Below are 20988 nucleotides of genomic sequence, written 5' to 3' on the forward strand. Positions count from 1 at the left end.
GCCATCGAACCGCCCTCATACAAGCGATAGGAGACGTTGGAAACTTCGAATCGCAATCAAGGTAAAATGAAACGAATCATTAGCCATCCGACGGCAGCCCCTGCGCGAGATCGCGAAAGCGCAGCGGCGCCAGCGACGATGCGCGCTGCCACCACTCCGCGACACGATCGTCGAGCGCCGTCACGCCGCGGCCTTGGCCGGGAAAGATACGGATCTGCTGTACAGCTTCCGCCTCGAACCCCTTGCCCCTTCGCGTGACCTTGAGGGCGGCACCTTCGCGGTCCCGCTGCGTCAGCGGCACCAACAGGCGACCGCGCGGACGGAGCGACTGCAGCCAGAGCGGATGTGGATGTGAGAAGCCGGCATGCACGATGATCACATCGGCCGGCTCGCCGATGTCCCGGCACCCGTCGCCGTGGACGACCTCGACATTCCGATAGGCGCGGAGATAGGTCGCAGCGCGCTTTGCCAGCCTCGCCTCGCATTCGATGGCTTGCACCCTGCCGTTCGGACCCACGATCTCCGACAGGATCGCCGAGAAGTAGCCGAGCCCACAACCGATCTGGACCACGCGATGCTTTTCCCTGACATCGAGCAGGTCGATGAAATGCGCCCACAGGCTCGGCAATCCGGTGTCGAGCTTGCGACGCGCGTCGATGGCGACCAGTACGTTGTCGTAGAGATGAACGGGATCCGCATCGGGCGTCAGCCGATAGCTGCGCGCCGCCTCGGTCTTGACGCGCCAGGGCCCCCGCGCCAAAAAATTTTCGCGCGGCACCGTCGCAAGGGCTGCAAGCAGACGCTTTGAGGCGATCCGCTCGCGCCTTGCAATCAGCTCGACGTATCGCGCCCGCGCGGCGGACAGATCGCTCATCTCACCGGATCGGCGTGTGGACGAGCGGGCGTGTCGCCGCCGAGCTCGTGCACGAGCTGCATGGCCAGCTTCAGGTCCGGCGTCAAAAAACCCTCGTTGAACTTGCCGACGATCGGCAGCAGCAGAAGGCTCGCATGTTCGCGCTTGCCGGCCTCGTGTGACAGCCGCGCGAGGCTGATAGCGGTCCTGAGCTCCCACGACAGCGCACCCTGCTTGCGCGCCGTCTCCAGCGACAGGCCGAACAGCTCCTCGGCCTCCTGCACCGACGCCGGACTACCGTCCGACATGGTGATCTCGCCTTGCAGCCGATAGACCTCCGCGAGGTAGGAGTGATCGCCGGTGCGCCTTGCGGTCGCAAGCGCACCATCCAGCGCGCGCAAGGCCGCATCGCGCATGCCGACCTTGGCGTAGGCCTCCGCGAGCAGGCAGCGGAACCAGCAGCCGGCGAGCCAGGAATCCATCGCCTCATATTCGTCGAGGCCGAGGCGCATCTGGCTGATGCCCTCGTCGACCTCGCCGAGCTGCGCCAGCGCCCAGCCGCGCAAGATCGCGGCCTGCTGCCTCCAGTGCAGGAAATTGTGCTCGGTGGCGATGATCATGGCACGATTGGCGTAATCGCGCGTGCCCTCGATGTCGCGCAAATGCTGGCAGAGATAGGCGCCGAACACCAATGCGAAGGCGAGCGAGAACGGATGGCGGATCTTCTCCGCGAGCGCAATCGCCTGCTCGCTGTGCTGCCGCGCCGCGTCGGGCTGGCCGAGGAACCAGAGCAGATAGCCGAGATAGGACAGCGAGACCACGCCGGGATCGGTGCCGTGCCGCACCATCAGATCTGAATGCAGATCGGGGCTATAGAGATCGATGCAGCGATGCAGATGATGCTGCGCGGCGGCGAAGCGCCCGCGATAGAGCATCGTCATCGCGATCGAGCGATGCGCCTCGATCAAATAGCCGGTCTGCTGCGCCGTGTCCTCGTTCAGCCGCTCGCGCTTGGCAAACTTCAACAGCTCGACGCTGAGATCGTGCGCACGGGTGAGATCGGCGCGGATGAAATGGCAGACCCAGAGCCCGCGGGTGGCGGCAAAGGCCTTTTCATCGTCGTCGAGCTGCTGGCCGAGCTCGAGGGCCCGGATGTAGTTCTCCTCGACCTCCTGCACGGCGTAGCCCTTGGCGGCGATCAGCGCGTTGCCGAGCGCGATGCGCAGCTCCAGCTCCATCTCGTCGGCGCCCTGCATGCGCGCATTGGCCTGCACGACGCTCAAGCCGCGATGCAGATGGCCGATCGCCTCCAGGTTGGCGCCGCTCCTCGCCGCCTGCTTGCCGGCCTTGAGCCAGAAGCTCGCAGCGCCCTCGCTCTGGCCGGATTCGGTCAGATGATGGGCCAGCAGCTCGGGCTCGCGCTCGGTCTTCTCCGGATACATCTCGGCAAGGACCTGGGCGATGCTGGCATGCAGCTTGCGCCGCTCGCTGTGCAACAGGCTCGCATGGGCCGCGTTCTGGATCATCACGTGCTTGAACGAATAGAGCGCGTCGGGCGGATGACCACGGCGCATGATCAGTCCGGCATCCTCCAGATGCGTCAGCGCCGCCTCGATCTGCTCCGCCGGCGTGTTGGCGACCGCGTTCAGGGTCTCGTAGGAGAATTCGCGGCCGATGGTGGCGCCGATCTGCGCGATCCGCTTGAACGGTCCCATCCGGTCGAGACGCGCCATCAGCGAGTCCGTCAGCGTCGCCGGGATCGCGAGCTGCCGCCACGGGCCCGACAGCACGTAGCGCCCGTGCCGCTCGGTCAGGAGGTTGGATTCGAGAACCGTCTTGGTCAGCTCCTCCAGGAACAGCGGCACGCCGTCGGTCTTGACGATGATCTCCTCGACGACCTCCTTGGGAAGCTCGCGCCCCGCAACGCGCTCGACCAGCGTCGTGCGCAACGGCTTGCTGAGCCGGTTCAGCACCAGCGTGGTGATATGCGAATGCGCGTTCCAGCTCGGCTGGAATTCGGAGCGCGCGGTGATGATGGCCAGGATCGGGCGGTTCTGCACCCGGTCGACCAGCAAATCGACCACCTCGCGGGAGGTCGGATCGATCCAGTGCAGATCCTCGAAGGCCATTACCAGCGGCATCTCGCGCGCGAGGCCGAGGAAGTGGTTGACCAGCGCCGCGACGGTCGCGTCCTTCTGCTGCTGCGGTGACAGGTCGAGCGGCGGATAGCGCTCCCCGGTCGGAATCGACAGCAGCGCAGCGAACAGCGGCGCCACCTGCTCGATATCGCCCTGCGCAGCGGTGATTGCTCTCTCCAGGCTCGCCAGCGACAAGGCGGACGCATCTTCGCGGTCGAGACCGAGCGAGAATTTGAGCTGTTCGACGAACGGATAGAATGCGGTCGAGGTGTAATAAGGCGAGCACTGGAACGAGACCTGTCCGTGCCGGTCGCCCGCGATCCGCTCGAAGATCTCCTGAATGATGCGCGACTTGCCGATGCCGGGCTCGCCGAACTTGACGACGACCTGACCGTCGCCCTCCTTGACCTGCTGCCAGCGCGCCATCAGCAGCGCGATTTCCTCCTCGCGATTGACAAGCGGGGTCAGCCGCGTGCCCATGGCGGCGGCAAAGCGGGTCTCCGCGCGCGTGGCGCGCACGACGTGCCAGGCCTGGGCTTTTTCCGAGATGCCCTTCAGCGCGTGGACGCCGAGATTGCGGTAATCGAACTTGCCCTTCAGCAGCGATTGCGTCGAGGCGGAGATCACCACGCCGTTGGGCGGCGCCAGCGCCTGCAGACGCGCGGCGAGATTGACCGTCTCGCCGACGGCGGAGTCGCGCTCTTCGGTGCCCTGGCCGACGAGGTCGCCAACCACGACGAGGCCGGTCGCAATCCCGATGCGAACGGCGGGCGCGTGGCTGAGCGCGCCGCGCGGCTCGATCGCGCGCGCCGTCGAGAGCACCCGCACGATCTCGAGCCCGGCGCGCACCGCGCGTTCGGCGTCGTCCTCATGTGCGGTCGGGTAGCCGAAATAGACCAGGATGCCGTCACCGACGAAGCGGGCGGCAAAGCCTTCGTAATGCTTGACCACGCGCACGCAGGTCTCGCGGAAGCTCGCGATCATATCGCGCACGTCTTCCGGGTCGAACTGGGCGGAAAGCGCGGTGGAGTCCACCATGTCGCAGAACATGGTGGTGAGCTGGCGCCGCTCGGCGCCGACCTCGGTGCGAACAGGCGGACGCGGAGGCGCGGCCGGTGCCTCCGCCGTCTCGGCCTGAAACAGCGCGGCCATCGCTCGCTGGAGCCGCTTGCGATCGCCGAGCGGCAGTCCGAGCTCGGCAAGGTCGGCCTCGGTCAGGTCTCCCATGACGTCGAGATCGAGGCGGTGCTGCGCGAACAGATCGGTATAGTGGCCAAGACCGACCCCTTCGAGCCAGCGCTTCAACCCGACTTCCGTCTCCGGCTCATTCTCCAGCATGGTGATCCGCCCAACATTCCCTACGTCGAAGGGCTTAAGGTCCCTCAACCACAGATTTTGGGACCAAACTTCACCTCAGACTGGACGCGTTCCCTAACTCTTGGGAAGAATAGCCCAATCGGATCAAAAGGGAATGGCATTGTCGGGAATTGCATCCGGGGCGAGAGAGGGATCGGCCGACACGGGCGCCGAAGCCAATACGATCGGCGGCCTCCTCGCCTTGCACGCGCGTTCGACACCGGCAGCGCCCGCCCTGCTCGCCCCCGGCCGGCCGCCCCTGACTTATGGCGCTCTCGGCGCCAGAATCGAGCATCTCGTCCGTACCTTGCGCGGGCTCGGAATTGCCCCCGCCGACCGCATGGCTGTTGCGCTGCCGCGCGGGGCCGACAGTGCGCTCGCCCTGATCGCGGTTGCATCGACCTGCGCCTGCGTTCCCGTCAACCCTGATCTGACGGCGGATGAGCTGCAACGCTATTTCAGCGAGATGAAGCTGTCGGCGCTCGTAACGCGGGCCGACATGAACTCGCCGAGCCGGGACGTCGCCAGAGCGCTCGATATCGCGGTCATCGACTTCGTGCCCGGTCCGGAGGCGGATCTCGGCGGCTGCGAGTTCGTCGGCCCGACGGTCGGCCCGCCCGGCGCAGGCGGAGCTGCGCGTGCCGAGGACGATGCATTCATCCTGCTGACATCAGGCACGGCGGCGCGGCCGAAAATGGTGCCCCTGACGCACCGCAATGTATGCCTTTCCGCGCAAAATGCCGGCCGCGTGCTCTCGCTCACATCGCACGATCGCCTGCTCAACGTTCTGCCACTGTTTCACGCCCACGGCCTGATCTCCGGGTTGCTGACGGCGCTTGCGGCGGGCTCCAGCGTGATCGTGACCAGCGGTTTTGACGCGCCATCCTTCTTCGGCTGGATGCGGGATCTGCAACCGACCTGGTACACGGCGGTGCCGACCATTCATCGTGCGCTGCTGACGGCTGCGGAAGCCAACCCGCAAGCCGCCCGATCATCATCGCTGCGCGTGATCCGCTCCGCCTCATCCTCGCTCGCACCCGCGATCCTCAACGGACTGGAGGCGGCCTTCGGCGTTCCCGTTCTCGAGACCTACGGCATGACGGAAGCGGCCTCGCAGATCGCAGCCAATCCGTTCGAGTTGCGCAAGATCGGCTCGGTCGGCCGCGCCGCCGGTCCCGACATCGCGATCATGGACGAAACGGGCCGCGAGCTTGCAAGCGGCACGCGTGGCGAGATCATGCTGCGCGGACCGAATATGAGCCGCGGCTATTATAATGACGAGGCGGCGACGCAGGCCGCATTCCACAACGGCTGGTTCCGCACCGGCGATCTCGGCTATCTCGACGCCGACGGCTATCTCTTCATTGTCGGCCGCATCAAGGATGTCATCAACCGCGGTGGCCAGAAGGTATCGCCGCTGGAGGTGGAAGAGGTGCTGCTGGCCCACCCGGCGGTGCTGGAAGCCGGGGTCTTCGCCGTTCCGCACGCAAAGCTCGGCGAGAACGTCGCCGCCGTCGTGGTGCTGCGTTCCGATTCCGGGGCCAGCTCCGACCAGCTGCGCCAATTCGCGCGCAAGCGTCTCGCCGCCTACAAGGTGCCGAGCCTGATCCGCAGCGTGGCGGCGCTGCCGAAGGGTGCCAGCGGCAAGGTCAAGCGCAATGCGCTCGCCGAGCTGATTTCGGCGGAACAGGCCGACGACGAGACGCAACTACCGCGCAACGCGCTGGAGTCCCAGCTTGCGGAGATCTGGGCCAATCTGCTCGATCTTCCGCAAGTCGGCCTCGATCAGGACGTCTTCGCGCTCGGCGCGGACTCGCTTGCGGTCACGCAGATGCGCTCGCGCCTGCGCGAGCGGTTCAACGCGGAGTTCTCGTTCGAAGACATCTTTGATTGTGCCACCGTCGGCGCTCTTGCCGCTCGGCTCGAGGCCACGGCGCATCGGGACGCGACGCTGCCGGCATGGCGCCAGGCTGCCCCTGACGGAGACGCGCCGCTGTCGTTCCAGCAGCAGCGGATGTATGTGCTCTCGCGGCTCGATCCGACGCGCTACAATTATAATGTGGTCGAGGTCGCGCTGCTGAAGGGCCATGTCGATCTGGCAGCGCTCCGGGCAGGCCTTGCCGCGGTCTGCGAGCGCCACGAGGCGCTGCGCTCGGTCTTTCTCGAGCGCGATGGCGAGCCCGTGCAGCGCGTGCTTCGGACGCTGCCGCAGCTCAAGCGGATCAAGCTCAAGCCCTGCCCCTCACACCGGCGGGCTGCGGTCGTCAGGCGCGAGGCGCGGAAGCTTGCCCAATATGCGTTCGATCTCGCCCACGAGCCGCCGCTGAAGGTCACGCTGCTCTCGTTCGGCAGATCCAGCCATGCGCTGGTCGTCAACGTCCATCACCTCGTTACAGATGGCTGGTCGCAGCGGTTGTTCTGGGAGGCGCTCGCCGCCGGATATGCGGCAGCACGCAAGGAAAGCACGGTGGCGCTGCCCTCGCCCGGCTTCCAATATCGCGACTTTGCACGCTGGCAGCAGAGCTGGGCGCAGACTGCTGCGGCAAAGGAGCAGCTCGACTACTGGCGGGCGCAGCTCGACGGCGTCTCCACGCTGCCACTGCGGACCGACCGGCCAAGGCCTGAGGTCTGGAGCGGTCACGGCGCGCGTCATTATTTCGAGTTCTCCAAGGACCTTTCGGCCGACATCCGCGCAATGAGCCAGGACCAGGGCGTGACGCCCTTCATGTCACTGCTCGCAGCCTTCCAGTGTCTGCTGTTCCGTCATACCGGGCATGAGGATGTCGCGACGGGATCGCTGATCGCAAACCGCAACCAGCTCGAAAGCGAGCGCCTGATCGGGCTGTTTGCCAATACGCTGATCCTGCGCAACGATTTCGGCGGCGATCCGACCTTCGGCGAAATGCTGCGCCGAGTGCGCCAGGTCACACTGGATGCCTATCGCAACCAGGACCTTCCGATCGAGGAAGTTCTGCGCGCGCTGCAGATCGCGCGAAGGACGGATGGCAATCCGCTGTTCCGGATCATGTTCATTCTCCAGAACGCCTCGATCGAGGCCGCGCGCTTCCCTGGCCTGTCGACGCGCCGGCTGGAGGTCGATCCAGAAGTCGCGCGCTTCGACATCACGCTCGAGCTGGTCGAGGCCGAGGGGCGCTTCACCGGCTTCTTCGAATACGCCACCGATCTGTTCGACGAAGGCACGATCGAGGGCATGGCGGATCAGTTCAAGACCCTGCTCAAGGCGGTCATCGCCAATCCCGAGCAGCGCATCTCGCGCCTGCCGCTGCTCACCGCCGCCGAGCGCCGGCAGCTGCCGATGAAAGGCCGTCCTGCCAATTTCACCACACGTGGCAATCTCTGTGAGCGTTTCGGGCAGCAGGCGAAAAAGACACCGAATGCCATTGCGATATCCGACGGACTGATGTCCCTGAGCTATCGCGAGCTGGCGCGCCGGAGCCAGGCGATCGCGCGCTGGCTCGCCCGCGAAGGCGTCGGCGCGGAAACGGTGGTCGCACTGCTCGCGGATCGCGGGCCCAACCTGCTCGCGGCGATGATCGCGGTGCAGCGCGCCGGCGCGGCGTTCCTGAACCTCGATCCCGACCAGCCGCCGGCGCGACTCGCGACCATCCTCGGATCGAGTTGCGCAACCGTGTTGCTGACGGGGCGCGCGCAATCCGCCATGGTCGAGGCGCTGCTCGAACCACTGGTCGCGCGCATCGAGGTGGCCGACATCGAGGATGCCATTGCGCTCGCAGCGACACCACCGGCCCGTGCGGCGCGGCGCGCAAGCTCCAGCCTTGCCTACCTCATCTATACGTCCGGCTCTTCCGGTGCGCCGAAGGGCGTCATGATCGAGCAGCGGGGGCTATCGAACCATCTGGCCTCGCTCATTTCCGAGCTGGGCCTCACACCCAAGGACGTGATCGCGCAGACCGCGCCGCAGAGCTTTGTCATATCGGTCTGGCAGTTCCTTGCCGGTCCCATGGTCGGTGCACGCGTCCATGTCTGTGCCAGCCCTGTCGTCCAGGACCCGATGCTGCTGGCACGGGAGATCGAACGCGAGGGCATCACGGTGCTCGAGATCGTGCCGTCGCTGCTGCGCGTCATCGTCGAACGTCTCGACGAAGCACCGATGCGGCGCGCCTTTGCCCGGCTGCGGCTCCTGATCTCGACCGGCGAGCCGCTGCCGGTCGAGCTCAGCCGCGCCTGGTTCGACCGCAGCCCGAAGGTACCGTTGATCAATGCCTATGGTGCTTCGGAATGTTCCGATGACGTCTCGCTGCACCGGCTGACCCGGGCACCGGATGTGACGACGACCAACGTCTCCGTCGGCGCGCCTCTGCCGAATACCCAGCTTTACGTGCTCGATCCGAACCTTGCGCTGCAGCCGATTGGCGTGGTCGGCGAGCTCTGCATTGGCGGCGACGGCGTCGGCCGCGGCTATGTCAACGATCCCGCGCAGAGCCGGCAGCGCTTCATTCCGGATCCGTTCCGGCGCCGCGAAGGCGCACGGCTCTACCGCACCGGCGACCATGCCCGCCGCCGCGCCGACGGGACGATCGAATGCCTCGGCCGCGCCGACCTTCAGGTCAAGGTTCGCGGCTATCGCATCGAGCTCAAGGAGATCGAAGCTGCGCTTGCCAACCACGAGAGCGTCCGCGCCGGCATCGTCGAGCCGCGCCGCGACGCCAATGGCGACGTCAGGCTGATCGCCCATGTCGTCGCGAAGTCCGGCAGCCGGACCAGCGCCAGCGAGCTTCGCGACTTCCTCAAGAGCCGGCTGCCTGTGCACGCGATCCCGTCCGCGTTCCTGTTCCTGGATCAGGTGCCGCTGAATGCCCACGGCAAGCTCGATCGCTCCGCCCTGGTCCCGCCCGCGCAACAGGAGGCCGGAAGTGTCGAGGCGGCCGTGCCGGCGCGGCATTTCACCGAAAAGGTCCTGTCCGACATTTGGATCGATCTGCTGAAGGTCGAGAGCCTCGGTGTCACCGACAATTTCTTCGACCTTGGCGGCCATTCGCTGCTGGCGGGCCAGGCGATGGCGCGTGTGGCCCGCGCGCTCGGAGTATCGTTGCCGATCAAGACCATCTTCGAAGCGCCGACGATCGAAGAACTGGCCAGGCTGGTCGATGCGGCGGTGGCCACCAAGCTGCAAAAGCCGGCCTCCAGCGTCCCACGCCTCATGGAAAGCGGACCTCCCACGCTGTCGATCGCGCAGGACCAGATGCTGCGGATCGAGCAGAACCTGCCCGATCTGCCGCTGTTCAATCTGCCCTTCGCCTTTCATCTCGAAGGCCCGATGGATCCGCGTCTGCTGGCGCAGGCGATCGACGACATCGTGCGCCGGCACGAATCGTTACAGACGGCGTTCGGCCGGAACGGCGAGGAACCGGTCAGCGACGTCGTCGCGCCAGCCACGTTCGGGCCGATACTGACCGTCGAGACCATCGGCGACGGCCGGCCCCACAACAACAAGCGGCGCAAGGCGCTCGAACTCAGGAAGATCGAACTCCTGATCGCGCAGGAGACCTGTACCCCTATTGGTACGACGCGGGCGCCGCTGCTGCGGGCACGGCTGCTGCGGCGTCACGCCGAGGATCACATCCTGCTGCTGACGCTGCATCATGCCATCGCCGATGGCTGGTCGATCGGCGTGCTGTTCGAGGAATTGTCCAGCCGCTACGCCGCACTGGCAGGTCATCCATCGCCACCTTTGCCAAAAATACCGCTCGCGTTCTCCGACGTCGCGCGCTGGCAGCGCTGGTGGTGCGGCACGGAGGCGGCCCGCCGGCAGGCGGCCGACTGGACCGAGAATTTGCGCGGCGCGCTGCCCCTGTTCGACGGAAAAGCACCTCCGGGCGCGCCGACCGGCCATCATCCGCTCAGCCTGGAGCACGACCTGGTCGCCCGACTCGCGGCCCATGCGCGCCAGCACAACGCCACCCTGTTCATGTGCCTGCTCACCGGCCTGAAGGCGCTTCTGCTGGCGCGGACCGGACATACCGACATCTCGGTGGCCACCGCCATGGCCAACCGCGCCCAGCCGGATACCGAACAGATCGTGGGGCCGTTCGAGAATACCGTGATCGTCCGCAGCCGAATCACGCCGGATTTGTCCTTCACGCAAGGATTGCTGCGGGTGCGCCAAAGCGTGCTCGATGCTCATGCGCGGCAGGAGCTGCCTTTCAACATGCTGGCCGACCATCTGGAACAGGAGGGCATCGATACGGCTGCCCTGCTTCAGGTCTATTTCACGCTGCAAAATCCGCTGCGCCAGCCGCTCGACCTGCCCAACGTCGCGGTGCGATCGATCGGGAACGTCGCGCGGGAGGGCCAACCCGTGCTGCCGATCGACCAGACCTGGCTGTCGCTGATGCTGAAGGAGCGGCCGACCGGAATCACCGGTTCATGCAATTACAAGGGCGAGTTGCTCGACGGCGGCATGGTCGGCGCCTGGATGCAGGATCTCATCGCGCTGCTTGCGGCGGCTGTCGCCCAGCCGCATACGCCGCTTGGCCGATTGCTCGATCGCCGCGCGGCATGACCGTCGTTGGCCCGCTCCGAGCAGATGTTCACTCGCCAGAGCTGTGAATGAGCAAGTTGCATCTTGATTATTTGCCGCCAGCGAGCAAGATATTCTCGTGTTTTGATTTGGACTGATATTTTCAACCGGGGGAGTGTTATGGGTTTCATCAAATTTACCAAGGGTACCTCGCTGAGCGACAAGGACCGCAAGGCCCTGCAGAAGCTGCTCACCGACGAGAAGAAGAAGCTCCAGTCCGCACTAAAGGAAGTCGATGCCAGCCTTTCGATGCTGGGCGGCAAGAAGGCCAAGAAGAAAAAGTAAGATTCGTCGGTCGGGACGCCGTACGAATTCTTGGATTTCATTTTCAAAATCTGGCCGCTCGCCTGTCGAGTTGGGGTCTCGCACAAGCTTGCGCCTGTAAACCGGCCAGCGATCGACAAGAATTTGCCCGGGTGGACCGCTAGAAGCCGTCCGCTCAGTTGTTTCCTGCTCGGTTGATTCTTTCGGTCAGACCGGATTTGGCCTCCACCTGACGCTATGGGCCCATTTTATGGCAGACGACGAAATTGAACTGTTTGTCGGACTGATCGAGAGCATCGATTCGCCGGGCGCGGTCGATGCGTGCCGGCGGCTGCTTTCGGTCGAGGAACGGATACGTGCCGACCGCTTCATGTTCGAGCGGCATCAGCGACAATATATCTTCGCGCATGCGATGTTGCGCATGGCGCTCTCGCATGCCGCCCCCAATGTCGAGCCGACCGACTGGTCGTTTTCGACCGGCCGCTACGGGCGGCCCTTTATCGCATCGCCCAAGAGCTCGACAGCATTGCATTTCAGCCTATCCCACGCCGACGGGTGCGTTGCTTGCGTCGTATCGAAGCATGAGGCGGTCGGCGTCGATGTCGAGACCGTGTCGCGGCGCGTCGCACCGCTGTCGACCGCGCTCCGTTTCTTTGCGCCGGAAGAGGTCGAAACGCTGCGCAATCTGCCGGAGCCTGCCGCAATCGAGCGCTTCTTCGACTATTGGACGTTGAAGGAGGCCTATCTGAAGGCCAGAGGGTTTGGGCTCAATCTGCCGCTCGACGCATTCGCCATGCAGATCTCGCGGGAGGCGATCGGGATCAGGTTCAAGCCTGACATCGCCGACGATCCTGCCGGCTGGCGCTTCTCACTGTGCTCGCCGTCGCCCTCGCATCGCCTCGCGATCGCGGACGGCTCGCGCGCCGCTGGCGGCCTGCGCATCAGCCGCAATGCCTGGCCGCTCCAGGAAGCGGCAGAATGAGCCCGGCGCGGTTGCGCGTCTTTCCGGCAATCTCGCGCAACCGCGATCCCAAGACATATATTGGCGAACTGATGCGGGTGGCGGAGTTCGCCGACCGCAACGGCTTCGAAGGCATCTTGCTGTTCGAAGGCAACGACGTGTTCGTCGAGCCCTGGGCCATGGCCCAGCACATCATCGCCGCGACCACACACTCTTCGCCGCTGATCGCCGTCAATCCGGTCTACATGCACCCGTTCACGGCTGCGAAATTCGTCTCGTCCTTCGCGCAGCTCCACGGCCGCAGGGTCTATCTCAACATGATCACGGGGACTGCGATCAGCGACTTGCAGGGGCTGGGGGACGAGCAGTCGCATGCGGACCGCTATGTCCGGCTCAGTGAGTTCGTCGCCCTGACGCGCCAGTTGCTCGCAAGCCCACGGCCGGTGAATTTCGACGGCCGGTTCTACCGGGCCAGCAATCTGCAACTCCGACCGCGGCTGCCGGTCGAGTTGATGCCGGAATTTCTCGTCGCGGGGCAATCGGAAGCGGCACAGCGCGTCGCGGCTGAGACCGGCTGCATCAAGATGCAGATGCTGCCGCCCGATCTCGACCGCGGCCTCACCGCATCAGGCATGAATTTTGGCATCTTCGCGCGCGAGAGCGGCGAGGAGGCTCGACGGGCGGCGATGGCGCGCTTCCGCGACGATCCCGATGATCGCGAGTTGCTCGCGCTCACTGTGGAAAACTCGGATTCCGTCTGGAAGCGGAAGCTCTATGACGGCCAGAGCGGCGAGCTTCACGACAATGGCTACTGGCTCCTGCCGTTCCTCACTTTCCAGGCCGACTGCCCCTATCTCGTCGGCAGCTATGCCGAGATCGGCGCGAAGCTCAGGGATTTCGCGGCGAAGGGCCTGACCACTGTCATGCTCGACATGGTCGCGGACGAGGCCGAGATGCAGCACGTCTGCAAGGCGCTCAGGGCGAGCGGGATGTTTTGACGACTGATCACACTGCCTCCGCATCGTCATTGCGGGCGGAGCGAAGCAATCCAGGATCTTTCCGTAGAGGCAGTCTGGATTGCTTCGCTCCGCTCGCAATGACGGAGGGTCTATCCAGCGAAAATCACCGCGCCTCTTCGAAACCCGCCAGCACCGAGGTCAGGTTCGCGCCGAGGATGTCGGAGAGATAGCCGCCCTCCTGCACGAACACGGTCGGCAGGCCCATCTTCGCAATGGCCTGGCCGATGCGGCGGAAGCCGGGCGTGGTGACGGCAAGGCCCTTCAGCGGGTCGTGCTCGGAGGCATCGAGGCCGAGCGCAATCACGAGCGCGCCCGGCGCAAAGGATTCGATCGCCTTGCGCGCGACATCCATCGCCTTGATATAGCCGTCATCGCCCGTGCCGATCGGCAAGGGAATGTTGAGATTGGCGCCGAGGCCAGGGCCCTCGCCGCGCTCATGGGCATAGCCCCACACATAGGGATAATAGGCGATCGGATCGGCGTGAATCGAGACCGTGTAGACGTCAGGCCTCGCGTAGAAAATACCCTGCGTGCCATTGCCATGGTGAACGTCGACATCGAGGATCACGACGCGCTCGTGCTTCTGCCGCAGATGCGCGGCGGCGATCGCGCTGTTGTTAAGGAAGCAGAAGCCGCCGGCCATGTCGCGATAGGCGTGATGGCCTGGCGGGCGGCAGAGCGCGTAGGTCGCGTCTTCGCCGTCCATCACCATCTGCGCCGCCGTGACTGCAACATCCGTCGCGGCACACGCCGCGGCCCAGGTGCCCGGCCCGATCGGTGCTGCGGTATCGGCGGTGTGCCAGCCGAGCTTACCGACGATGTGCGTCGGATAGGTCGCGGCATGTCGCACGGGATGGATGTTGCCGATCATCTCCGGACCGGAATCGCCGAGCGCCGTCCAGGCATCCCAGGCTTCGCTCAGGAACGACAGATATTCCGGGCTGTGAATGCGCGCCCGCGGACCCTGGCCGAATGTGGTCGGCTCGACCAGTTGGTGCTTGCCGTCCTTCAGCCCCTTGAGCAGACGGTCGGCGCGCTCAGGCTGCTCGGTGGTACGCTTGACAACGCCGCGGACCAGGAAGAATTGCGGATCGTGGCTGCGGTGCAGTTCGGTATGGACGGCTTTCACTCAAACACTCCGTGCTCTTTAAATGTGCCGCAGAGTTTCTTGATCCTTGCGGCGGCCAGATGCAAGCAAGAAGAATGCCGCCTCTGTCGCGCGGCTCTGCGCGGGAAGCAGATCGCCTTTGATGCTCAGCAACGGCCACGCTGAAGACAGTGTTCGCGGCCCTGCTGATCGGTGCGGAAGGATTCGATGAAGCCGCCCTGGCGTTGCGTGACGAAGACGGTCTTGCCGTCGCTGCCACCGAAGGCGAGATTGGTCGGCTCCTTGCCCTTCAGCGCGATCTCGCGCTCGACTGCGCCGTTGGGCTTCATCAGCGCGATCGTGCCCCTGAGGATGCGCGCGACATAGAGTCGGCCGCTGACATCGGTGCGCAGACCGTCGATAGTATCAGGCTGGAACGCCTTCACGAGCTTGGCCTCGGCGAGTTCGTTGCCGCGGATGGCGTAAGACCACACCTGCCCGTTGCTGGATTCCCCGACATAGAGCGTCTTGCCGTCGGGGCTGAGATCGATGCCGTTGGTGGTGCCCATCGCGCGCGGCGCCGGCATGATTTGTCCTTGCACCACACCGTCGGCACCCTTGCCGATGCGCCAGATGTGGCCTTCGCGGCCCTTCCAGTTGGGATCGCTCGCATAGATCGTGCCGTCGCGGGCGATAGTGATGTCGTTAGGCTGGTTCATCTCGTCGGAGTGAAACCAGACAACCGGCTCCGTCGCGCCCTTCGCGATCGCAAAGATATTGTGCTTCTTGTAGTCGGCGATGAACATCGTGCCATGGCGATCGAAGCGGATGGCGTTGCCGACGCTTCCCTCGGGAAGCTCAGTGAAGGCTTCAGACGCCGCAGCGCCCGCGGGCAATCGGCCGATGGTGCCGGGCTTGCCGAAATTGACGACGAAGAGGTTGCCATCAAGATCGGCCGCGGGCCCCTCGATACCGTGTGTATATTCACCGTCGGGCGTGGCCTGCACGCTTTCGAACAGCTTCGTCTCGGCTGCGGCCGGCGGTGCCGCGACGATCAGCAGCAGGCTACTGCACAGGCACCAGAAACTCCTGCCGAATGTAATAGCCATCGTCGTCGCTGCACTCGCCATTCAAATACGGATCGGCCGGGCGGAAGAATCGGCTGAAACCCGGTTTGTCTACAGCGTTCCTTTGTGTCACGACGACGACCTTGGCAGCCGGTATTTCGCCGCATTCCTTGTTGGTTTTGCTGAAAAATTTGCGCTGCGGCAGACCGAGCTTGATGCGCATCGGCGTACCCGGAACCATCTTCGCGACGAGCAGATCCGCGGTCGTCAACAGAGCGGGATAACCTGGCTCGGTCTTCGGCAGGCTCTCGCCGCCGGGCGGCATCAGCTTTTCCGCGCCGATGCCACGCAACCGCGTGCGCAGCTTGCCGGACTCCGGATCGCCCGGATAGATCCAGCCGTCCTGCGCAAGCATGAAACGGAGCACGGTCGCGTCCTTGTCCGCATCCGATTGGCCGGCCTTCAGGCCGAAATCGGAGTGGCAGCCGACGCAGTGCTTCTCGACGAGGTTCTTGCGCAAGCTGGTGAGCCGGACCTTGTTCTGCGTGTCCTTGGCGACGAAGGCCGCGAACTGGTCGATCAACGCCTGGCTGCGCGTATCGCAGGGCAGCGGCGGCGGCGGATCGCCCGCGGCGCGATCGATCCGGATGATCGTCTGGTTCTTGTCCTCGACCAGCCAGATCGCGCCGTCCTCCGCGACTGTCATGCCGACTGGCGCGCCTTGCGGCCGCGCGCCGTTGACGCGGTGCCAGCCGGCGATCAGTTCCTCGAACGGCGCGGCGGCGACGTCACCGGCCTCGGTCTGAAAATTGTGGGTCGGATCCGCCGCACAACTGACGTGGTAGCGCACCGGCGGAGGCGCGGGCTTCGGGAAGCCGTGGTCATCAACGTCGTAGATCAGCACACGGCTGCCGGTCGGGCGATAGCCGTGCAGGCCGACCAGGAGCTTGCCTTCGAGCTCCGGAAACTTGGCGCCGTGATAATACAGCATCGCGAGCGGCGCGCCGTGCGGCGGCAGCAGCGAGAAGGGCTGCTTGTAGAGGGCATTGGCCGTGCAGAGCGATTTGTACGTGCCCGATTGCAGCACGCTTTTGAACTCGGGGCTCGGCGTCGACAGGTCGTAACAATAGGGCCAGCCATAATGCCTGCCCTGCTCGATCGCGTTGATCTCCTCATTCGGCTTGAAGATATCGGGCAGGTCGCGGCCGTTCTCCCCTTGCAGGAAGGCGTAACCCGCATCGGGAAAATTCGGATGCAGTGCCAGCGCCATCGAGTTGCGCAGGCCCCGCGCGTAAATCGTGTGGGGCGGATCGGGATCGCTCGGCTTCAAGGCAGGGAAGACGCCGCCGGACGGCGGTGTGAACAGCCGGATCGCGGCCATGGCGGAGGCGCCTTCGGCTGCCGCGCAAGGCCTGGTGATCGGCGCCGGCGTGATGCAATCGTCGCTATGGGCACCGACACTGACGAACAGCCGCCCATTACGATCGAACACGAACTGCTTCAGCGGATGGGCGGCCTCGTCGAGTTTCGTTCCATCCGGCAGCGTGATGCGGCGGCCCGGCATATGACGGATAATGGTTTCGACGGTACCACGCGGATTGTCCGCAAGCGGATCGAAGCGGAAGATGGTCTCGGCGGTCGAGGCGTAGAGTTTCTTGTCCGGACCGATCACGAGGCCGAACGGATATTCCACCCCGGTCAGAAGCTCCTTGAATCGCTGGCCGGCGGGCGCGTGCGGATCGAGCAGCAACAGTCGCCCGTCGGTGTGACCCCAGCCGCCCATGTCGGCGACCACGAACAGATCGCGGCCGGGCACCTGGATGATCGACCGCGGAAACTTGAGGTGATCCTCCTCGCTGGCGACGAGGCCGGCGCAAAAGCCTGCCTTCATGTCGATCTGGATCTTGGGAAAGGCGAGATCGCCGCTGCCGCACGTCTCCGCTCCCAGCGCGTAGCCGCTTTTCCTCACCGGTTCGGACGCGGCCGGGGCGACGCCGAGCAGCACTCCAATCAAAGCCGCTGCGAACATGCGCAGATTTCCGCGTTCGCTCTCAAATGTGAACTGGTTCACGGTGCCCTCGACTTGCCAGTGTGACTTTTTTCACGCCGCCTGGGCGCCGTCCAGCCATCACCAGCCCGTGATTAAACCTGTAACGATCTTCGTGGCGACCAACCTCCGTAAATTCCCTTACCGGGCTCAACCCGAATGTTTCGGGAATGCTTGGGGTGGTATCGCTTTGCCGTCCCAATCGCTTTCCAGAGGAGGCGCTTATGGTCCAGGTCTACTTTCACTGCTCCAACACCGAGGGCACGCTGATCGACCGCTACGGCGCCGCCGTCGCCAATCTGACCGAGGCGCGCGACCGTGCCGCTCAGATCATGAATTCGATGATCCAGACGCCCGGCAGTGAGGACTGGCGCGACTGGGTGATCCATGTCGCCGACGACGACGGCGAGGAGATCTTCGATCTCCCCTTCACCGCCATGCTCGGCAAGCCCCATTGAGGTGATGTCATGCTGTTCGCTTCCCTGACCCTCTTCCGCCAGCCCCTCACCTTCGTCGCCACCAAATGGCAGACGCTGATCCGGGTCGCCGGTGATCCCTACCGCCCCGAGCTGCATTACATGCGCGGGCCTGGCCCGAAATGGCGCGCCAAATATCAGGCCAGCCGCGTGAACCGCGGGCTCTGAGCTCGGCGGCTTTTGCTGCTTTCCTGCGAGTCTCCTCCTCAACATGGCCGGGCTTGACCCGGCCTTGTTGCGTTTAGGAGCTGGCCCCGCTCCTCACCTCCCCGTGAACTTCGCCTTCCGCTTCTCAACGAAGGCCTTGCGGCCCTCGATGGCATCGGCACTTGTGCGGATCGTGGCCTGAAGCTCGATCTCGCGACGGAACTGGGCCTCGTAGCTCGCGTGCTCACTCTCTTCGAGAAGCGCGCGGGTCGCGACCAGGGCGCGCGTCGGCCCCTCCGCCAGGCGGCGCGCCAGCGTCAGCGCCTCCTCCATCAGCCGCTCGTCGTCGACGACCTGCCGCACCAGACCGATCTGCTGGGCGCGTTCGGCCGTGAGCGGCTCGTTCAAAAGCATCAGCTCGAGCGCACGCTGCCGGCCGATCAGCCGCGGCAACAGCCAGGTCGATCCGAGGTCGGGCACCAGCGCAATGCGGCTGAAGACTTGAATAAAATTTGCCGAACGCGCTGCAACAATGATGTCGCCGGCCATCGCCAGGCTGAAGCCGCCCCCGGCCGCGACGCCGTTGACGGCAACGACGACGGGCACGCGGCACTCGCGCAGCGCCTTGAAGGCCGGCCAGTACAAGCGCATGACGCCTGCCGCGAGGTCCTCGCCCAGCGCACCGGCTGCCTTCAAATTCTGTCCCGAGCAAAAACCGCGTCCGGCACCGGTGAGGATGAGGGCACGGACCGCGTCATCCCCGGTCATCTCGGCGACCCCCGTCGCGAGCGCGCCGAGCAGGTCCGGCGTCATCGCGTTCAGGCTTTCAGGCTCGTCGAGCGTCAAAATCCCGACAGCGCCATCCCGCGCCTGTTTCACACCTGCCATGTCGCCTCTCCCTTTCGATGTTCTCGTTGCCGGCAATGTGTCATCCTTCGTGGGCTCCGCCAATGACGGAGCGTCAAGGTCAGCGCAACAAAGCCAAAGCAAGCACAAGCGACACCATGCCTCATCAGTTCAGCCTCAACCAAATCGTCCGCAAACCCGCCGTGAAATCCAAGGGCGGCATCGTGGCTTCGCAATCGCGGCGGGCGGCCGAGGTGGGAGCGCAGGTGCTGGCGGCAGGCGGCGACTGCGTCGACGCAATCGTGGCGACGACCTTCGCGCTGAACGTGCTCGAGCCCTGGAATAGCGGCATCGGCGGCGGCGGCGCGATGGTGCTCTACCGCGCCAAGGAAAATCGCTACGAGGTGATCGACTACGGCATGTGCGCGCCGCAAAGCCTGCGCGCCGCCGATTATCCCATCACCGGAGACCGCGTCGCCACCGACCTGTTTCCCTGGCCGCGCGTGAAGGACGATCGCAACGTGCACGGTCCCGCCGCGATCGCGGTGCCTGGTGTCGTCGCCGGCATGGAGGAGGTGCACCGTCGCTACGCCAGGATGCCGTGGAAGGACCTGGTCGAGCCGGCAGCGAAACTCGCCGGCGAAGGCCTGCTGGTCGACTGGTGGACCGAGCTGACCATCACGGGCTCGGCGGCGGACCTCCGGCGCTACCCCGCGAGCGCCGCCATGTTCTTGAAGGACGGCCTGCCTCCCAGCCCACCCTGGAGCATCGAGGCTGAGATCCGGCTGCCGCAGGACAATTTGAAGGCGACGCTGTTGCATCTTGCCGAGGCCGGGCCGCGCGATTTCTACCAGGGCGATCTCGCCAAGAGCATCGCGTCCGACATCAAGGCCGATGGCGGCTCGCTGTCGGTCGAGGATCTCGCCGCATTCCGCGCCCATCTGCGCGAGCCGCTGGCGATCCCGTATCGCCGCGGCAAGGTGCTGGCGACGCCCGAGCTCACGGCCGGCCCGACCATGGCGCACGCCCTTCGCCTGTTGCAGGCGAGCCTGAAACCGGCGAGCGCGCCGGATGCGGCCGCCTACCTAGAATATGCCGCCGCACTGCAAGCCGCCTTCCGCGAGCGGCTCAAGGACATGGGCGATGCCGACGGCAAGCGCTCGCTCGGCGCCGAGTATCTGGCGCCGGCCTGCACCACGCATTTCTCCGTGGTCGACCGCGACGGCAATATCGCAGCAGTGACGCAGACGCTGCTCTCCTCGTTCGGCTCGAAATATGTGACGCCACACAGCGGCATTCCCATGAACAACGGCATCATGTGGTTCGATCCAACGCCGGGCAGCACGAATTCACTCGCCCCCGGCAAGCGCTGCCTCTGCAACTACACGCCTGTCATCGCCGAGACCGGGGACGGCAAGCGCCTTGCGGTCGGCGCCTCCGGCGGCCGCCGCATTCTGCCTTCCGTCATGCAGCTCGTGTCCTTTGCGATGGATTTCGGCATGGACCTCGATGCCGCCATCCACCAGCCCCGCATTGATTGCAGCGAGGGCGCGATCGTGCTCGGCGACATCAGGCTGCCGACGGATGTGCGCAAGACGCTCGCCGCACGCTTCGATTACAGGGAAGCGCCGGTGCAGACGCTGCCGATGAAGTTCGCCTGCCCGAGCGTGGTGATGCGCGATGGCGACGTCAATTCCGGCGCGGTCGAGATCTTCCAGCCCTGGGCCGATGCGGTGGCGGAAGGCTGAGCAGCCGCGGGACAAGCACGCGCCAGCGATAACGACCCGCCGATCAATGCGAGACGATACCAGCGCTCGTTGAGCGAGCGCGCAGCTGCTTATCTGCGCGAGCGCCACGACTTCCCCACATTTGCAGGGAACTTGCCTGCTCACAATTCGTTCATCGAACGGACAAATGCGCTCACCCTGAATTGGATTCACTGGAGGACACGATGAAAAAACTCGCGCTCGCCGCATCGCTGATCGTTGCGGCCGGCCTCACGCTTACCAGCCCTGCGCTCGCCAAGGGCGGTCACGGAGGCGGACATGGCCACGCGATGGGCCATTACCATGGCACGCCGCCCGGATGGTCGCATGGACGCAAGGTCGGTTGGCGCGGTCACGGGTGCCCACCAGGCCTGTGGAAACAAGGCCGCTGCTGACCTT

At 65.1% G+C, this 20988-nt stretch carries 14 protein-coding genes; 8 read left to right on the plus strand and 6 right to left on the minus strand.

Annotation, left to right across the window (positions count from 1 at the left end; genetic code table 11):
* Positions 1–79 precede the first annotated feature (79 nt).
* Both XH89_RS30840 and XH89_RS30845 read right to left on the minus strand, forming a co-directional pair.
* The gene (locus tag XH89_RS30840; protein WP_194464106.1) at positions 80–874 is read right to left on the minus strand and encodes a protein-L-isoaspartate O-methyltransferase; all 795 of its coding nucleotides are present in this window, start codon (positions 872–874) and stop codon (positions 80–82) included.
* Positions 871–4329: an AAA family ATPase gene (locus XH89_RS30845; RefSeq protein WP_194464107.1), complete on the minus strand. Its 3459-nt coding sequence runs from the start codon at positions 4327–4329 to the stop codon at positions 871–873. Before XH89_RS30845 ends, XH89_RS30840 begins: the two co-directional genes overlap by 4 nt.
* A gap of 133 nt (positions 4330–4462) precedes the next feature.
* On the opposite strand from XH89_RS30845, the gene XH89_RS30850 reads away from it, so the two are divergent.
* From XH89_RS30850 to XH89_RS30865, 4 genes are all read left to right on the plus strand, one after another.
* A complete protein-coding gene (locus tag XH89_RS30850) occupies positions 4463–10891 on the plus strand; it encodes a non-ribosomal peptide synthetase (RefSeq protein WP_194464108.1) in 6429 nt (2142 codons plus the stop codon).
* 138 nt (positions 10892–11029) lie between these two features.
* Positions 11030–11194: a hypothetical protein gene (locus XH89_RS30855; protein ID WP_194464109.1), complete on the plus strand. Its 165-nt coding sequence runs from the start codon at positions 11030–11032 to the stop codon at positions 11192–11194.
* A 229-nt stretch (positions 11195–11423) separates the two neighbouring features.
* Entirely contained in the window at positions 11424–12155 is a 732-nt protein-coding gene (locus XH89_RS30860; protein WP_194464110.1) for a 4'-phosphopantetheinyl transferase superfamily protein, read from the plus strand.
* Positions 12152–13132 carry an LLM class flavin-dependent oxidoreductase gene (locus tag XH89_RS30865; protein ID WP_194464111.1) on the plus strand — a complete coding sequence of 327 codons (981 nt, stop codon included), beginning with the start codon at positions 12152–12154 and terminating at the stop codon, positions 13130–13132. The genes XH89_RS30860 and XH89_RS30865 overlap by 4 nt, the downstream gene beginning before the upstream one ends.
* A gap of 124 nt (positions 13133–13256) precedes the next feature.
* Here XH89_RS30865 and XH89_RS30870 read toward each other — a convergent pair whose 3' ends face one another.
* From XH89_RS30870 to XH89_RS30880, 3 genes are all read right to left on the minus strand, one after another.
* On the minus strand, positions 13257–14282 hold the full coding sequence (locus XH89_RS30870; RefSeq protein ID WP_194464112.1) for a histone deacetylase family protein: 1026 nt from the start codon (positions 14280–14282) through the stop codon (positions 13257–13259).
* 125 nt (positions 14283–14407) lie between these two features.
* The gene (locus tag XH89_RS30875; protein WP_194464113.1) at positions 14408–15349 is read right to left on the minus strand and encodes an SMP-30/gluconolactonase/LRE family protein; all 942 of its coding nucleotides are present in this window, start codon (positions 15347–15349) and stop codon (positions 14408–14410) included.
* Positions 15306–17336: a sorbosone dehydrogenase family protein gene (locus tag XH89_RS30880; protein WP_194468685.1), complete on the minus strand. Its 2031-nt coding sequence runs from the start codon at positions 17334–17336 to the stop codon at positions 15306–15308. The genes XH89_RS30875 and XH89_RS30880 overlap by 44 nt, the downstream gene beginning before the upstream one ends.
* A 242-nt stretch (positions 17337–17578) precedes the next feature.
* Between XH89_RS30880 and XH89_RS30885 the strand changes: the two genes are divergently transcribed.
* Both XH89_RS30885 and XH89_RS30890 read left to right on the plus strand, forming a co-directional pair.
* On the plus strand, positions 17579–17812 hold the full coding sequence (locus XH89_RS30885; RefSeq protein ID WP_194464114.1) for a hypothetical protein: 234 nt from the start codon (positions 17579–17581) through the stop codon (positions 17810–17812).
* A gap of 9 nt (positions 17813–17821) precedes the next feature.
* Complete coding sequence (locus XH89_RS30890) at positions 17822–17998, plus strand: hypothetical protein (protein WP_194464115.1); 177 nt, start codon at positions 17822–17824, stop codon at positions 17996–17998.
* 93 nt (positions 17999–18091) lie between these two features.
* On the opposite strand, the gene XH89_RS30895 is transcribed toward XH89_RS30890, so the two are convergent.
* Positions 18092–18823, minus strand: a complete 732-nt coding sequence (locus XH89_RS30895; RefSeq protein WP_246767663.1) for an enoyl-CoA hydratase-related protein — start codon at positions 18821–18823, stop codon at positions 18092–18094.
* 158 nt (positions 18824–18981) lie between these two features.
* Here XH89_RS30895 and XH89_RS30900 point away from each other — a divergent pair, with 158 nt between their 5' ends.
* Together XH89_RS30900 and XH89_RS30905 are read left to right on the plus strand one after the other, a co-directional pair.
* Positions 18982–20571 (plus strand): gamma-glutamyltransferase family protein, encoded by a 1590-nt coding sequence (locus XH89_RS30900; RefSeq protein WP_194464117.1) that lies wholly within the window; start codon positions 18982–18984, stop codon positions 20569–20571.
* 203 nt (positions 20572–20774) lie between these two features.
* Positions 20775–20984 (plus strand): hypothetical protein, encoded by a 210-nt coding sequence (locus XH89_RS30905; protein WP_194464118.1) that lies wholly within the window; start codon positions 20775–20777, stop codon positions 20982–20984.
* The last annotated feature ends 4 nt before the right edge of the window (positions 20985–20988 follow it).

The organism is Bradyrhizobium sp. CCBAU 53340, from assembly GCF_015291645.1.
GTDB lineage: Bacteria > Pseudomonadota > Alphaproteobacteria > Rhizobiales > Xanthobacteraceae > Bradyrhizobium.